Raw genomic sequence first — 16,654 nt, 5'->3', positions numbered from 1 at the left:
ATTTATCCAATCTATGCTATATACATTCTAGGACATATTTAGTAGATAGGCAATCAAAAGATATGCATAAACACCTATAAAACTGAGTCTTAATAACTATAAAAATTTAAAATATTTGTAGGATTATAAGATTTGATTTTCCAACTGGACCCTTTGATGGATAGCGTGTGTACAGGCAGAAAATAAAGCGCTCTGGAGTGAGACGGATATGGCTATCATGAAAAAGAGACTGGGAGATTTGCTGGTTGAAAATGGGATTATCTCTCAAGAACAGCTTGATGAAGCGCTGGTAGAGCAACGCAAAACTAAACGCAAGCTCGGGGACCTTCTAATTACTCAAGGGTATATTACAGAGCAGCAGCTCATTGAAGTGCTGGAATTTCAACTGGGTATTCCTCATGTCAGCTTGTTTAAATATCAGATCGACCCTGCGATTACGCAGATTATTCCTGAGAGTATGGCCAAGCGGTATCAAGTGCTCCCATTCATGAAGGATGGCAGCAAGCTGATGGTGGCCATGGCAGATCCCTTGGACTATTTCGCTATTGAAGATCTGCGCATGAGTACCGGATTCCGGATCGAGCCGGCAATCTCCAGCCGGGACGAATTGACCAGAGCGATAGCGCGCCACTATGGTATGCGGGACTCCATGAGCCAGATGATGGTTGAGCTCCCTACCCAGGAGGAAATAGAGGAAACAGAGATCACGGATGAAGACTCGCCGATAGTACGGCTGGTCAACCAGATGATTCAGCAGGCAGTTTCCTTGCGGGCATCTGATATTCATGTTGACCCGGGAGAGAATAATCTCTCCATTCGTTACCGGATTGATGGGACTTTGCGTACTGAACGGATGATACCCAAGCAAATGCAGGGCTTCATTACCGCCAGACTTAAGATAATGGCCCGATTGAATATCGCTGAACGGCGCTTACCTCAGGATGGCCGGATCAAAATGCAATTCGACTACAAAATGGTAGATATACGTGTATCTTCTCTGCCAACTATGCATGGAGAAAAGATTGTATTGCGGCTGCTGGATCTAAGTACTGGAGTGAAGTCTGTTGACACACTGGGGTTCAGTGAGAGGAATGCAGATGCCTTCAGAGACATGATTAGCAAGCCTTACGGCATACTGCTGATAACCGGTCCGACCGGAAGCGGGAAGTCGACAACCTTATACTCTGCCTTGAGTCAATTGAACACTGAGGATACAAATATTATTACGATAGAAGATCCGGTGGAATATCAGCTTGAGGGTGTTAATCAGGTGCATGTGAATCCGGCAATTGGGCTAACCTTCGCAGCAGGCTTGCGTTCGATTCTGCGCCAGGACCCCAATATTGTAATGGTAGGGGAGATCCGTGACACTGAAACTGCAGAAATTGCTGTACGTGCTTCACTTACAGGACATCTCGTCTTGTCAACATTACATACCAATGATGCAATCAGCACAATTTACAGGTTGCGTGATATGGGTGTGGAGCCCTATTTAATAGCATCCTCGTTGCTTGGGGTTGTCGCTCAGCGGCTGGTGCGCAAAATTTGCCCGGATTGCAAAGAAGAGCACAAACCGACAGAGCAGGAGTCGATCATTCTCAGGCGCTATGGTCTGCCTGCTGAAGTTATTTATCGCGGGAGAGGTTGTGGTAACTGCAATAATACAGGATACCGTGGACGAATTGCCATTCATGAGGTGTTAACCATCAATGATCATATGCGGCAGCTTATCACCAATTCAGCATCCATCGAAGAACTGCGGGCAGCCGGTAAAGAACAGGGAATGGTCCAACTGATGGAGGACGGGTTCAGTAAAGTATCCAAAGGAATTACAACCTTGCAGGAAGTCATGCGTGAGACCGTATCGCATTAGACAGGGGGAGTAAGAATGCCATCATTCAAACGTGAAATTGTCCAACTTCTCCACATGGCTTATACTTCCCAAGCTTCAGATTTGCATATATCCGTAGGTTCTCCGCCTGTTATCCGGATAGACGGAATGCTCCATTCCATGGAGGGAGAGAATGTAACACCTGAAGAAGCTGCAAGAATGGCAGAAAGCCTACTTGGCAGCGGCAGGGTTGAAATTTTCCATAACCTCGGTGAAATGGACTTCTCTTACCCTCTGGATAATGGAGTTAGATACCGGGTTAATGTATACAAGCAAAGAGGGGAAGTCAGCATCGCGGCACGGGCAATTCCTGTACAGATTCCAACTCTGGAACAGCTATCATTGCCTTCCATTCTGTCCAGTCTTGCTATGAAGCCTCAGGGGCTGATCTTAGTCACCGGCCCAACCGGCAGCGGGAAGTCTTCCACACTTGCTGCCATGCTGAATGATATCAACAGGACACAACGTAAGCATATTGTGACGCTTGAAGACCCGATAGAATTTCTGCATACTCACGGCACCTGCCTGATCGATCAGCGTGAGGTTGGAAGTGATACCGGCAGCTTCGCCAGCGGATTACGGGCGGTACTGCGGCAGGACCCGGATGTTATTCTGGTCGGTGAGATGCGTGACCTGGAGACGATATCGGCCGCAGTTACAGCTGCGGAGACGGGACATCTTGTGATGGCTACTCTGCATACAACAGATGCTCCACAGACCATTGACCGGATTATTGATACTTTCCCGGGGCATCAGCAGGGCCAGATTCGTTCCCAGCTCGCTTCGGTGCTGCTGGCGGTGCTCTCGCAGCGCTTGTTCCCGCGGGCGTCCGGCCGGGGACGGCTAAGTGCAACAGAACTGCTAATCAATACGCCGGCTGTTGCGAATCTGATTCGTACCGAGAAGACCCATCAGCTCAAAAATGTGATGCAGACCAGCCGTTCCCTTGGTATGCATACGCTTGAGATGAACATTCGGGAATATTTGCAGCAAGGCCTGATTAATCCAGAATCCGCCAGGGCTTACCTCTCGGAGGTGGGAAGCTGATGCCGCAATTTGAATACCAGGTGAAAACCCATGCAGGCAAACAACTGAAGGGGAAGCTCACTGCGACGGACAAGGCCATTGCAATGGAGGAGCTCCGGAAGCGCGGGCTAACCGTATTCTCGCTTGTAGAACGCAAAACTACCATCCTGTCGATGGAGATATACATAGGAAATCCGGTTAAGACCATTCATTTCATTATTTATTGCCGCCAATTCGCCACACTGATGCGGGCAGGTGTGTCTATAGTAGATGCTACCCGCATCTTGGCTGAACAGACGGAGAGCAAGCCTTTACGCAGGGCACTGCTGGATGTGAACTCCAGCCTGTTAAGAGGAACTGCGTTCTCGCAGGCGATTCAGGATCATAAGAAGATCTTTCCCCCTCTATTTGTCAGTATGATTCGTGCTGGTGAGGAAACGGGGGATCTGGAAGGAACGCTTGAGCGGTTGGCTGTCTACTTCGAGAAGCAGCATACAACCACTGAGAAAATCAAATCAGCGCTTACCTATCCGATTACCGTTGGAATTATGGCAATCGCGGCTGTTGTATATCTTCTCTGGGCGATTGTGCCTCAGTTCGTCAGCATGTTTGAATCTATGAACGCTGAGTTGCCTGCTATAACCAAGATGGTGCTTGCACTCAGTACAAGCATTCAAGGGCAATGGTATATGTGGTTGCTGGCCATCATTCTGATTATCGCTGCTTATCAGGTGACCAAGCGGACAGAGCGCGGAGCTTATGCGCTTGATTATGCCAAGCTTAAGCTTCCCGTGTTCGGCAAGCTTAACCAAAAAGGCTCTATTGCCCAATTTACACGCACCTTCTCTTCCCTGTATGCGAGCTCAGTGCCTATACTTCAATCCTTGTCGATTGTGGAAGAGGTCGCAGGAAACAAGGTGATTGGCGGATACATCCGTATGGCCGGTGATTCCCTCCGCCAAGGTAAGCCGTTATCCGAGCCCTTGAAGAAGGCATGGGTCTTCCCGCCGCTCGTAACCCAAATGATCGCCATTGGTGAAGAGACAGGGGCGCTGGATCAGATGCTTGCCAAGGTCGCTGATTTCTACGAAATGGATGTAGAGAACACAGTGGACCGCCTGAAGTCGCTGCTTGAGCCGCTGCTTATTGCTTTCCTGGCAGGAGTTGTAGGAATTATAGTCGCTTCAATTATGCTCCCGATGTTCAGTATTTACGGCAACATTTAAGGTGAAAGATTCCTGAATGACTTGAGAGGGGGGACGCCGGTCAAGTTAGGAAAGGATCGGTTCTATTCAAGAATTACACCACTATCGAGGGGGAATTATAATGTTGGCACAAGCACTGAGAAAGAGATTAGGCAAAGCGGCTAAAGATGAACAAGGGTTTACGCTGATTGAGTTGCTGGCTGTTATTGTGATTATGGGGATTATAGCAGTTATAGCTATACCAATGATCAGTGGTCTTATCAAGAATACAGGTGACAAGGCTGACCTAGCTACTGCAAGACAAATCTATGAGGCTTCACGCATGTACATTACTACTGAGCTGGATGGGAAGATTGATAGTCAAGTCATTGATGTTATAGGTACTGCTCCAACCGACTCTGCTGCAGGGACGGGTCTCCAAGGACTGAAATTTTTGGAAACTCCACTGGTATTGCCTAGTACTAAGGCTAATATAGTAACAGGTTCAACGATTAACTATTCAGGTGGAAAGCTAGCGGATAATTCCTCAGGATATGCAGTTCTTATAACAGATGGAACCGTAACAAAAAAGTTTACTGCAGAAGAAGTATTAAAAACTAAATTGAAGTAATTGGACTTATATCAAGGAATCGGAATTCCCGATTCCTTTTTTAAAATTCACCAGACAGGAACCGTTAAACCATGACGATTATTGTAGCCAGTTATATCACGCTGATTGGCTTGATTCTGGGCTCTTTTTATAATGTGGTAGCTTTGCGTATGCCGGCTGGCGAATCGCTTCTAAGGCCGCCCTCACACTGCCCAAGCTGCAATTCACGGCTCAAGTCGAGGGACCTGGTCCCTGTGCTGAGTTATATGCTGAATAGAGGTAAATGCCGTTATTGCGGGAACAGGATCTCACCGATATATGTGCTTGGTGAAGCAGCAACAGGCTTGTTGTTTCTGTGGATATACCTGCAATTCGGGCTGACAGGCAAGGGGATTATAGGATACATATTGGTTAGCTTAGCTGTTATCGTAACGATGACAGATCTGAAGTATATGCTGATCCCTGATAAGGTATTGCTGTTTTTCCTGCCGCTGTTTTTTATATTAGTACTGATTTTTCCAGAGGGTTCGTTAGTTTCTCATCTGCTTGGAGCAGTCTCTGGCGGGGGGATTCTGCTGTTGCTGGCTCTATTCGGCGGAATGGGCTTAGGAGATGTAAAGCTAATGACTATTCTGGGCTTTGTGCTGGGTTTTCCTAATGTTATCTTAGCTTTTCTGATAGCCTGTTTGTTGGGAACTATTGTTGGCGGTGCGCTGCTAATTACCGGCAGAATCCGGCGGAAGCAGCACATTCCTTTCGGACCATGGCTGGCGATAGGTGCACTTCTTGCGTTCGCTTACGGTTCAGATCTTATTGGCAGTTATCTAGCGCTCATTGGTTAGGAGGAAAGCTATAGCATGTTTGGATTAAGGCACAGATCAGCCGGGATCTCCATTGAGCAGACTGGAATCCGTTATATCAGCTTCAAGAGCAACAAACAGGTTCATAAAAAAAGATTCATCCCCTTGCTCCCCGGGATGATTGTAGAGAACCAGATTGCGGATCGGGAAGCTCTGCACGACCGCTTGAAGCAATGGGTCAAAAATAAGGGAATGCGTGGTAATAGAGTGGATATCTCCATCCCTCCCTCCCAAATCATCGTTCGAAAGATGGCGATTCCAAGTACAGGAGAGAAACAGATTGAACAGCTAGTGAAGCTGGAGGTTGAAACCGGACTCCATCTGCCCTTTGAGAATCCTGTGTACGATTATGTGGTTACCGGACAGGAGGAGAATCAGAGCCAGCTAATCATTTTTGCTGCGCCCCGTAAGGTGGTTCAGGATTATGTGGATGTACTTGAAGATGCCGGTCTGAGAGTAAGAAGTGTAGAGGTGACAGCAACTGCGCTTGCCCGCAGTATTGTGGCAGGTTACGGGCATGAGTTCAGTGAGACGATGTTGATTCATCTGGAGCAGTCTCTGCTGGATATCTATATGTTCCGCAGTGGTCATCCTGTATTCATGAGAACGATCAACCTGGTTGATCTGTCGCATGAGAAGCCGTTGAATCTGCAGGGGGATGTGCCATTTCTTGCCGAAGCCGAAGTTGCAGCCGCGTCACAGGAGCACCTCTCAACAGAGCAGGTCGTAGAGATTACAGCAGAGATCTCCCGGATGCTAAGCTTCTATCAATACAGTCTGCATGACGGCTCCACACAAATCTCAGAGATGCTCATTACCGGGTCTCCTGAGATGCGCGCCCAGTTACAGCGTGAACTTCAGGCCGCACTCCCGGAGATGGCTGTGGCCGCTATTGCGGTTGATCAGTTCTCCCAAGGCACCAAGCCGGATAACAGTCTTAATGAATACAGAACCGCTGCAGGAACTGCCTTACGTGACCCGAAAGTCAGAAGTATAAATCTGCTGCCCCGTGAAGACCGGGAAACGATCGTATTTCCTTACTTGGCGATTACCTTGGCTGCAATCTGGATTGTGAGTGCAGCCGGGTCCGGCGTATTATTTGCCTCTGTTCAAGGGCAACATGCAGAACGAACCGAACAGATTCAAGCTTATCAGGACCAGAACGAAGCTCTTCAGACGGAGTTAGCCGGACTTCACAGCAGTAATACATCAGCGGGAGGTTTGGACCGGACAAGTATTGTTGAAGCAATGATGACAAGCCGTGCGGATGCCGCTGCCATATTGGATGAGCTTCAGGCAGGTCTGCCATACGGAGCAGTGATTAGAGACATTAAATATTCGTACCGTAGCGAGATCATCCTTTCATTAAACTTTACGGCGATGGATCATAGCACCAAATACTTAACAGCCTTACGGCATATGTCCTTCTCCAAGGGAGCTTCTATCCAGAAGCTGACTGATGGGACTGAGAGCTCTGTAAGGTCTGCTGCCAAATATACTGCAATCTACAGAGTGAATCTTGCACCTGTAGCAGAGCAGAGTGCTCAAGCTCAGACACCTGGAGAAGGGGAGGCGGACAGCAGTGGAACAAATCAATAAATACCGTTCTTCCATCGTGTTGGGCCTGTTGGGCCTGTTTCTAATTCTGTTTGTTTTTTATATGTTCGCTATACGCCCGGTAAATAACGACATTGCTATGCAAGATGATGAGATTTCATTACTGGGACAGGAACAAGAGATTCTTGTGAATAAAATTAATCAGCTTAAGAGTGCAGAAAAGGAAGCAGGCGCAGATAAGGATACTATGCTGGCGGCAATTCCTCAGGGAGATGACAGCGAAGGCCTGATTCTGCAATTGCAGAGGATCGGAAACAGCTCTCACGCCAAATTAAAGGATATTGGATTCCTGCTGGCAGAATCTAGCGAGATCAGTGCCTGGACACAGATTAAACCAGAAGCAACAGGCAGGCTGAAAGAATTGAAAATGGCCGTGGTTGTCGAAGGAAGTTATGCGGAGATTAATGAATGGCTAAAACAGCTTCATGACCTGCCGCGGATTATTGCCATAGACTCCTTTTCCTTTCAAAGGCCTTACGAATTTCCGTCTCCGGGAAAACCGGGCAGTATTTTAACTGCAAATGTGTCTTTTACTGCTTTTTTCGAATCATGATCTTCCCACACTCTGCCCCTGTTTCCCAGGCCGGCAGAGTTTTTTTGTGCTTTTTGCGGTTAGCCGTTTCCCTCATGGGGTCATTTGGGTATTACAGGTTACGGGCTAACGTAAGCATTAGAGTACTTATCGCAGCACATAACCACACAGGAACAAGAGGAGGCGTTCAGGATGAAGAAGAAATGGATGATTGGTTCACTGGCACTGGCAATGGGGCTTGTCTCTGCAGGGGGCGGAGCGCTTGCGGCTTCACCGGCGGCAGGCATTGAGGGATTTAGAACGGTGGCGGCGTCTGCACCGGGCAAGGAAGGACCAGCGACCATCAATAACCTTACAGACCGCAGCGTAATTCCGCTGGTGGTTCATGCCAAGAAGCTGTATACGTATGCGAGCCGGGGAGGCAATGAGTTCAAACCGGAGCTTTTCAATTATAAAGGCTTGGAATACCGCTACCTCTCCAGTGACCTGGGCACGAAGCAGCAGCTGATGAACTACATCAAGAAGGGGTTCACGCACAATGCGGCCGCCTTCTATGCACAGACCCAATTCCTGGAGCAGAACGGCAGACTGGCGCAGGTGAATTCTGACCTCGGCAATTCGCTGGACTTCACCAGAGCTACCGCCCGGATGGTCTCCAAGACAGCACAAGCGGCAGTGTTCGAGCTAACCGTTCCGAGCGAAGGGGCTCATAATGGAGCCAGCGAAGTGGTGACGGTGAAGCTGAAGAAGGTTAACGGATACTGGAGAATCGATATGTCGCCGGATACCCTGTTCTAGGGAGCGCTTCAGACGCTGTCCGGCAGACCACATAGAACGGCTGTGCCGCCTTAATGAAAAGGGGCACAGCCGTTTCCACGTGTTCTGCGGAGCTTACCGGCTCTTGACGCCGTCCTCGACCAGTTGTCTGCGCGGCGATTCCGGCGGGGCGGACTTGCTCATTCCTCCACGGTTGATCGCGATGACCCGTTTCTGGGCGTAGTACGTATCGCGGGAGAGCAGCTTGCGCTCGCCGGCTTTGCCGTCCACATAGCGTGTAATGTATGACTCTACTACATAACCAGTTTTACCCTGCTGAAGCACACGGCTTCCGCCCTTGGGCAGCGAAGGGTCGCTCACATACTTGTCGGTGGGGGGAAGGACCTTGACGGTCCTCGACTCGACGGAATACGTGACGTTCTCCGGGAAGGTGCCGAACAGCTTGATGGTCAGCGCCCGCCCGCTCACGCCGGCCTTGATAATCAGATATTTGCCTGTATTGTTGCGGAAGCGGAAATTAATATATCCTTCGGCAAAAGTCGCATCCAGCCCCTTGGGCAGATAGCTGACCGGCAGCGAGTGGTTGCGCCGCTCGACAATCTCCAGCCCTGAGCGGAGCGCGGCATTGTACAGCGTGCTGGATACCTGGCAGATGCCCCCGCCTGTGCCGGGCTGAAGCTTGCCGTTCACAATGACGGGGGCTTCACGGAAGCCGGTTTCCGTCTGCGCCTTCTGAATTGCCTTGCCGTAATCGAACACTGCGCCCGGCGGCAGTACCGTGCCGTCCACCGCTTTGGCGGCCGCCTCCACATTGAAGCTGCGCCCGGGTCCGCTGGCCCCGAGGGAGGTGCTGAACTGGACGATTTTGCGTTCGACGCCCTGATCCTTCAGCGCCTGCAGCGTAATGTTCGGCGGCTTGACGGCCAAAGGAATCTCCAGCTGAATACGGGAGGTTTGAAGGGCATGAGTGCCGTCCAGCCGGGTGGGAATGACCGCCTGTAAGGCGAGCTCCAGCCCCGTCCAGTCCACCTCGAAGGAGGAGGTTCCCGGCGTATACACGATGCGGTCATCTCCCGTAATCCGCCGGACCGCATCGACGGGGGCGCCGAAGGCAGCCTGCTCCCAGGCCGGGCTCAGCTTTTTTTGGAGCGGTGCGGGATCCAGATGTATACCTGCATTTAGATTGCGCGGCCAGCTCCACCGGGCCTGAACCCGTTCGATCAGGGAGCCTTCCGTCAGAGACTTCAGTGCCTGCCGGGCGGCCTCGGCTTCATACGTCACGCCTGCCTCTTTGAGCGTCAGTGTCAGACCGCTCTGCTCCCCGGCCTTCAGGGTAAGGGAGGTAGCCTCCAGTGTCTGAAGCCTGGCCTGAAGGCCGGCTTGTACCTCTGCAATGTCCAGTCCGCCCACCTCCCAGCCGGAGATGGCGGTATCCGCAGGCAGGGTACGCTGGGTCCCGTACAGGTTAAGCCCTCCGGCTGCCAGTGATCCGGCCAGAAGCAGTCCGAAGCCGGCGATGAGGGCAGCGTGTATTTTTCTCATGAGCAATCTCTCCTTCTTAAGGGGCGGATTTGCGCTCCGGGAGCAGGCGCGGGCCACAGGTAATGAAGCTTATAGAACGCTAAGGAATGCCGATATATAGATGTAGATAGCGGGGATAAGCCTGCTGTTCATATGTATATGTAAGGATTCGGTAAAACTTTCGGGTACTCAAGGGGTTATGGATTTGTTACAATAGTTACGTCTGCGGGAATCATGCAGTTATTGGAAGGTCCGCACTCCGGGACCCGGCGGAATATGTCAGAATCGGGAAGTGATAAGATGATCGAGATGCAGGATGTATGGAAGACCTATCCCAACGGAACCCATGCGTTACAGGGAATATCGGTCAAGATTGACCGGAATGAATTCGTCTATGTGGTCGGACCGTCCGGCGCCGGTAAATCAACGTTCATGAAATTAATTTATAGAGAAGAGACGCCGACCAAAGGGCAGATTTCTGTAGGCGGATTCAATATCGGCAAGCTGAAGCCCCGCAAGATTCCTTATGTGCGGCGTAACATCGGCGTGGTGTTCCAGGACTTCCGCCTGCTGCCGAAGATGACGGCGTATGAGAATGTCGCTTTTGCCATGGAGGTCATTGAGGCTCCGAAGAAGGTAATCAAGAAGCGCGTCAATGAGGTGCTGGATCTGGTCGGACTGCGCAGCAAGGCGGGGCGTGAGCCCTCACAGCTCTCAGGGGGAGAGCAGCAGCGTATCGCGATTGCCAGAGCCATTGTCAACAATCCTTCCGTCATTATTGCGGACGAGCCTACTGGTAATCTGGACCCCGAGACCTCCTGGGGCATCATGCAGCTGCTGGATGAGATCAATTTCCGGGGGACCACGATCGTGATGGCGACCCACAATAAGGATATTGTCAACAAGATGCGCAAGCGGGTGCTTGCGATTGAGCAAGGGAATATCGTCAGAGACCAATTGAGAGGGGAATACGGTTATGAGTTTTAAAACCTTCTTGCGGCATGTGCGGGAAGGCTTCAAAAACGTATTCCGCAACGGCTGGATGTCTGTAGCTTCTATTACATCCATCGTTGTCTCTCTTTTCGTACTCGGGGTATTTATTCTGCTGGTGCTTAACGTCAATAAGATCGCGGACAAGGCAGACAGCCAGGTGCAGATCAATGTGCATCTGACGCTCAATACGGACCAGAAGATGCGTGAGAAGCTGCAAAGTGAAATCGGCAGTATGCCGGAGGTCAGCAAGGTGGAGTTCATCTCCAAAGAACAGGGGCTGAAGGAGTTCCGTGAGGATATGGGGCCGGATGCCGCTGAGCTGCTGGAAGGGTTCGACGAAGACAATAATCCGCTGCCGGACAAGCTGCTTGTTGAGGTGATTGAGCCGACGACCGTTCCTTTTGTAGCGGAGAAGATTGAGGCTCTGAACAAGACCCATGAAGAGAAACCGATCTATAAGGTGAATTACGGCAAAGGCTCGGTGGAGACCCTGTTCAAGGTGACGAAGGCTGTGCGCAATATCGGGTTTATTTTTGTGGCCGGTCTGGCGCTGGTGTCGATGTTCCTGATCTCCAATACGATCCGGGTGACGATTCTGGCCCGCCGCAAGGAGATCGGCATCATGAAGCTGGTCGGAGCAACGAATTATTTCATCCGCTGGCCCTTCTTCATTGAAGGCGCACTTATCGGGCTGATCGGCTCACTGATTACCTCGGGTGTGCTCTATGCCGGATACAGCAGTCTGGTATCTTCGGTACAGTCAGATCCGATACTCGGACTGCAGCTGATTCCTTTCGGGGAGATTTGGATGCTGCTGTGCGGCTTGCTGGTAGGGCTTGGCGTGTTAATTGGCATATGGGGAAGTACGGTGTCGATCCGTAAGTTCTTGAAGGTATAGCTTGAGATCATCCACATTTAAGCAAAGGACGGGGAGTGCGAGTTGAAAAAGATTGTTGCCGGAGCGGCCGCTGTCTTGCTGGCTGTCACCATGATCGGGCCCTCTGACGGATACGCGAAGAAGACGACGGTTGCCGAGATTGACAAGCAGCTGAAGCAGCTGCAGCAGGAGGTCCAGGCGGCCAAGGCGGCGCAGGAGAAGGCGGCTTCCCGCAACCAGGAGGCGCAGCACTACAAGAATAAGACAACGCTGAATCTGGAATATGTGCTGGGACAGATTGAACAGGTAAAGGGCGAAATGAGCGAGACCTCCGGCAAAATCGCCAGCACCGAGCAGTCGCTGACCGTGACGGCTACGGCGCTGGATGAGGCGGAGGCGCGGGTCGCTTCCCGTGAGAAGCTGCTGGAATCGCGTGTGCGCCTGATGTACACCGATGGTGCAGTCTCGTATCTGGATGTATTGCTGTCTTCGAAGAGCTTCTCCGATTTCCTGGACCGGGCCGATTCCCTGAAGATGATCGTGGACCAGGATCAGGATCTGCTGGTGCAGCACAAGCTGGACAAGCAGACGGTGATCGCCAAGAAGCAGGAGCTGGAGGGGCAATATGCCCAGGCCAAGCAGCTGTATGCCGATCTGGAATCCCAGCGCAGCCTCTTGAAGGAGAAGGAAGCGGAGAAGCAGGAGCTGATCGCTTATTACGATCAGGAGATCCAGGAGGCGGAGGTCATCACCGCCGAGCAGGACGCCAAGCTGGTGGAGCTGGCCAGCAGCCGCTCCGCGCTGGAGACGCAGAAGGACAAGCTGAAGGCGGAAGAGGCGGCACGCAGAGCGGCCGCAGCCAAGGCTGAAGCGGAGCGCCGGGCGAAGATTGCCGCCGCCAAGGCAGCAGAGAAGGCCAAGGCCGCGAAGGCAGCCCGGTCGGCAGACAGCAGCCGCTCCGCTGTGGCCAGCGCCGATGAGTCCGAGGATTATGGCGGCGGCAACGGCCCATACCTGCGGCCGGTCGGCTACGCGCGTGTCTCTTCGCCTTACGGCAACCGGACGCATCCGGTGACCCATGAAGTCGGCAAGCTGCACACCGGCGTGGACTTTGCCGTTCCGACAGGGACGAATATCCATGCGGCCGAGTCAGGAACGGTCCTGGTGGCAGAATGGTACAGCGGCTACGGCTATTGTGTCATTATTGACCATGGCGGCGGGATGTGGACGCTGTACGGCCATATCCGTTCAGGCGGCATCCGGGTGAGTCCGGGCCAGCGGGTGGAGCGCGGACAGGTGATTGCCGAATCCGGCGCAACCGGGCGGGTAACCGGGCCGCATCTGCATTTCGAGGTGCGCATCAACGGCAAGCCGGTCAATCCGATGCCTTATTTGTAGAATTGGGTAGAAGATAATTATAAGTTCATAATGATATGATAAATATAATTTCAGTCTGCGGCATATACTGGAAGAGATGCCGTTTCTCAAGGAACGGGCCCATGCTGGTGTGAAGATGGACAAGAAGGGACGGTGGGAACATCATGTTGAAGAAAAGCACTGCGGCCTTTATGATCGTCGCGGCCCTGCTGTGCGGCAGTCTGCTGACCCTGGGCGTGACCGGTTATGTGCAGGTCTTCGGACAGGCTGCTGGTGAAGGGCTGGCTACAGCGCTGCAGAATACCGGCTTGCAGGAGAAGGAATCGAAGAAGCTCGGTACCGCCCTCAGTCTGATCGAGAGCAATTATTACGAGAAGGTGGACCGCGAGAAGCTGGTTGACGGTGCCGTTAACGGAATGATGGAAGCCCTGGGCGATCCTTATTCGAACTATATGGGCAAGGAGACCGCTGCGAGATTCGAGGAGAGCATTGAAGGCTCCTTCTCGGGCATCGGCGCCGAGGTATCCTCGGACAACGGCAAGGTAGTGGTAGTCTCCCCGATCAAGGGCTCACCGGCCGACAAAGCCGGGATTCAGGCCAAGGACGTTATACTGTCGGTGAACGGCGAGTCGCTGGAAGGGCTGGAGCTGAACGAAGCCGTGGCCAAAATCCGTGGCCCTAAGGGCAGCAAAGCGACCCTGAAGATCCAGCGTGCCGGAACAGCCGAGCCGCTGCAATTCGTCATTACCCGTGATGATGTCCGGCTGGAGACCGTCTACGGTACGATGGAGAAGGACAAAGTCGGTGTCATCGAGGTTACACAGTTCTCGCAGAACACCGCCGAACGTTTCAAAGAAGAGCTGGGCAAGCTGGAATCTCAGGGCATGAAGGGACTCGTTATCGATGTCCGGAATGACCCGGGCGGCGTGCTGCCGGTAGTTATTGAGATGGTGGAGCAGTTCGTACCGTCCGGCAAGACCATTGTGCAGGTGGAAGACAAGAACAAGCGGCGTGAGGTCAGCACCTCCAAGGGATCGAGCAAGAAGTATCCGGTCGTGGTGCTGATGAACAAGGGCAGCGCGAGCGCATCGGAGATTATGGCCGGCGCCTTGCAGCAGTCTGCAGGAGCCAAGCTGATCGGCGAGAATTCGTTCGGCAAGGGCACGGTCCAGACCAGCTTCGAGGAGCAGCTCGGAGACGGAAGCCTGCTGAAGATTACGATAGCCAAGTGGCTGACGCCTGACGGCACCTGGATTCACGGCAAGGGCATCAAGCCGGATATTGCGGTCGCCCAGCCGGATTACTTCTCGGTGGCACCGATCAACAAGAGCGTTACGCTGCAATATAATATGAACAATGCGGATGTCAAAAGCGCACAGACCATGCTGTCTGGTCTCGGTTATAAGCCGGGCCGTAAGGACGGATATTTCGATGCCGCCACCAAAGAGGCGGTCCAGAAATTCCAGAGCAAAGCGAAGCTGAAGGTGACCGGCTCGATCGACGCCAAGACAGCGGAGGCGCTGGAGCAGGCGCTGATCAAGGCTATTCAGGACCCGGCCAACGATAATCAGCGCAACCGCGGGATCGCAGAGATTCAGAAGGAAATCAAGGCATCGTCGTCGAACAAGTAGGAAGGCTGATTTCAGCCTTCTTCTTTTTTTGAACATGGAACCCGTTATAGATCTGAAGCGGAATCATCTGGACTCATAAGGAGTGTGACGAACGGTTTGAGTGTACTCCCGGAACTGCTGGCCAGTTGGGGCACGGCAGCCCTTCATCTGCTGATTCAGCCCTACTACTATATCGCTGTTATCTTTCTTGCTCTGTATTACCGCCGGCAGGTGGTCCTGGAGCGGAAGCTGATCCATGTGAAGCTGCATCGCTGGGGACAAGAAACCTGGCGGGCGGTGTGGACTGGCGCACTCGCGGGACTGGCAGTCTCCGCTGCTGCTGTGGCCCTGGGGATTACGGTGACGTATCCGGCTGTGGCCTGCATCTGGGCCGTCAGCCTGGTCCTGATGCTGTTTCGCGTGCGTTATCTATGCTTTGCGTATTCCATTGGCATACTGGGCCTGGTCCAGTTTGTGCTGTCATTCTTCCCGGGATCGCTCCAGGACGGAGCGGCCGGGACGGTTGCCGGTGCGGTGCGCGGGATGGACATCCCGGCACTGCTCATATTGGCCGCGCTGCTGCACGCGGCCGAAGCGCTCTTGGCGCGCTGGCAGGGGCCGCGGCTGGCGACGCCGCTGTTCCTTGCCGGCAAGCGCGGCAAGGTGGTCGGCGGCTACCAGCTGGAGGCCTTCTGGCCGCTGCCGCTGTTCGTGCTGATTCCCGCCGGAACGGGAATCGGTGAGCTGCCGTGGCATCCGCTGCTGGGCGGTGGCCTCGGCCTGGTCTCGCTGCCGGTCATCATCGGCTTCAGCGAGATGACCCAGGGCATGCTGCCCGGACGCAAGTCGGCCCGCACGTCCGGACGGCTGCTGGTCTACAGCGCCGTCCTGCTCGGGCTCAGCCTGCTTGCGGACCTGTGGAGCCCGCTGACGGTAGTCGCGGCGCTCGCGGCGGTTCTGCTGCACGAAGGGTTAAGCTGGTACAGCGCTCTGGAAGAGCGCAGCCTCAGCCCCGTCTTCGTGCATCCCCCGGCCGGCCGCAAGGTGCTGGCCGTGCTGCAGGGCAGCCCCGCGCAGGAGCTGGGCATCCTGCCGGGCGAGATTCTCTTGAAGGTCAACGGAGTCCTGTTGACCGGCAGGGCGCAGCTGCATGAGGCGCTGCGCATGAATCCCGCGTTCTGCAAGCTGGAGGTGCAGAACCGCGAGGGCGAGAGCAAATATCTGCAGCGCCCAATCTATGACGGGGACCATCACCAGCTCGGCATCATCCTGGTGCCGGACCCCGATGAGAGCATCACCGCCGCGGCCAAGCCGTCCAGCATCTTCAGCATCATCGGGATGCAGGCGGGCGTGCAGCAGCGGGGAGCGCGGCCGGACCGGCTCGGCCGCGCGAAGAAGTCCCAGCCTGCCGAGCCTAAGCAGGAGTCAGCCGGGGCTGACGCTTAGTTATGGCAGGATAACCTGCTCCAGCCCGGCGTCTGCCAAGGCACACTGAAAGGCCCGTTCCCCTTGAACATTCGGGGGAGCGGGCCTTTTGTTTTAGTATGTATGTGAAAAACCGAACACATTCGGCGCTGCGTGAGCGTGTGGACCAAATGTATGCGAAAAACCGATCACATTGAGCGCTGCGGAGGCACGTAGGCGGAATGTAATCGAAAAACCGAATACAATCGGCGCTGCGGTGGCGCGTGGGCCCCATGCTTCACAGCCAGTAACATGTGTAGAGAAATCCTGCAAGATGTGCTACAATGCTTCCTCACCTTACCTATTGCTCCACGC

At 53.2% G+C, this 16,654-nt stretch carries 14 protein-coding genes; 13 read left to right on the top strand and 1 reads right to left on the bottom strand.

The window, feature by feature from the left end; genetic code table 11:
• Positions 1-208 precede the first annotated feature (208 nt).
• The 8 genes from K1558_RS08730 (at position 209) to K1558_RS08695 (ending at position 8,518) form a co-directional block, all read left to right on the top strand.
• Positions 209-1,873 carry a GspE/PulE family protein gene (locus K1558_RS08730; protein WP_238651092.1) on the top strand — a complete coding sequence of 555 codons (1,665 nt, stop codon included), beginning with the start codon at positions 209-211 and terminating at the stop codon, positions 1,871-1,873.
• Between the two features lie 15 nt (positions 1,874-1,888).
• The gene (locus tag K1558_RS08725) at positions 1,889-2,938 is read left to right on the top strand and encodes a type IV pilus twitching motility protein PilT (RefSeq protein ID WP_238651091.1); all 1,050 of its coding nucleotides are present in this window, start codon (positions 1,889-1,891) and stop codon (positions 2,936-2,938) included.
• Positions 2,938-4,143: a type II secretion system F family protein gene (locus K1558_RS08720; RefSeq protein WP_238651090.1), complete on the top strand. Its 1,206-nt coding sequence runs from the start codon at positions 2,938-2,940 to the stop codon at positions 4,141-4,143. Before K1558_RS08725 ends, K1558_RS08720 begins: the two co-directional genes overlap by 1 nt.
• A gap of 100 nt (positions 4,144-4,243) precedes the next feature.
• Entirely contained in the window at positions 4,244-4,732 is a 489-nt protein-coding gene (locus K1558_RS08715; RefSeq protein WP_238651089.1) for a type II secretion system protein, read from the top strand.
• A 71-nt stretch (positions 4,733-4,803) separates the two neighbouring features.
• Positions 4,804-5,553: a prepilin peptidase gene (locus K1558_RS08710; protein ID WP_238651088.1), complete on the top strand. Its 750-nt coding sequence runs from the start codon at positions 4,804-4,806 to the stop codon at positions 5,551-5,553.
• Positions 5,554-5,568: 15 nt separating this feature from the next.
• The gene (gene pilM / locus K1558_RS08705; protein ID WP_238651086.1) at positions 5,569-7,170 is read left to right on the top strand and encodes a pilus assembly protein PilM; all 1,602 of its coding nucleotides are present in this window, start codon (positions 5,569-5,571) and stop codon (positions 7,168-7,170) included.
• Positions 7,154-7,741, top strand: coding sequence for a type 4a pilus biogenesis protein PilO (gene pilO / locus K1558_RS08700; RefSeq protein ID WP_238651084.1), 588 nt, complete (start codon positions 7,154-7,156; stop codon positions 7,739-7,741). The genes pilM and pilO overlap by 17 nt, the downstream gene beginning before the upstream one ends.
• 171 nt (positions 7,742-7,912) lie before the next feature.
• Complete coding sequence (locus tag K1558_RS08695) at positions 7,913-8,518, top strand: IseA DL-endopeptidase inhibitor family protein (RefSeq protein ID WP_238651083.1); 606 nt, start codon at positions 7,913-7,915, stop codon at positions 8,516-8,518.
• 93 nt (positions 8,519-8,611) lie between these two features.
• Here the strand turns inward: K1558_RS08695 and K1558_RS08690 are convergent, their stop codons facing one another.
• Complete coding sequence (locus K1558_RS08690; RefSeq protein WP_238651082.1) at positions 8,612-10,039, bottom strand: VanW family protein; 1,428 nt, start codon at positions 10,037-10,039, stop codon at positions 8,612-8,614.
• Positions 10,040-10,318: 279 nt separating this feature from the next.
• Between K1558_RS08690 and ftsE the strand changes: the two genes are divergently transcribed.
• The 5 genes from ftsE (at position 10,319) to K1558_RS08665 (ending at position 16,321) form a co-directional block, all read left to right on the top strand.
• Positions 10,319-11,005, top strand: a complete 687-nt coding sequence (gene ftsE, locus K1558_RS08685; RefSeq protein WP_238651081.1) for a cell division ATP-binding protein FtsE — start codon at positions 10,319-10,321, stop codon at positions 11,003-11,005.
• The gene (ftsX, locus tag K1558_RS08680) at positions 10,995-11,909 is read left to right on the top strand and encodes a permease-like cell division protein FtsX (protein WP_238651078.1); all 915 of its coding nucleotides are present in this window, start codon (positions 10,995-10,997) and stop codon (positions 11,907-11,909) included. Before ftsE ends, ftsX begins: the two co-directional genes overlap by 11 nt.
• A 42-nt stretch (positions 11,910-11,951) precedes the next feature.
• Positions 11,952-13,286, top strand: coding sequence for a murein hydrolase activator EnvC family protein (locus tag K1558_RS08675; protein ID WP_238651077.1), 1,335 nt, complete (start codon positions 11,952-11,954; stop codon positions 13,284-13,286).
• Positions 13,287-13,429: 143 nt separating this feature from the next.
• Positions 13,430-14,896, top strand: coding sequence for a S41 family peptidase (locus tag K1558_RS08670; protein ID WP_238651076.1), 1,467 nt, complete (start codon positions 13,430-13,432; stop codon positions 14,894-14,896).
• 96 nt (positions 14,897-14,992) lie between these two features.
• A complete protein-coding gene (locus K1558_RS08665) occupies positions 14,993-16,321 on the top strand; it encodes a PDZ domain-containing protein (RefSeq protein ID WP_238651075.1) in 1,329 nt (442 codons plus the stop codon).
• Positions 16,322-16,654: the final 333 nt, after the last annotated feature.

Source organism: Paenibacillus piscarius (assembly GCF_022234545.1).
Taxonomy (GTDB): Bacteria; Bacillota; Bacilli; order Paenibacillales; family Paenibacillaceae; genus Paenibacillus_AQ; species Paenibacillus_AQ piscarius.
This window is presented reverse-complemented; position numbering and strand designations above follow the sequence as displayed.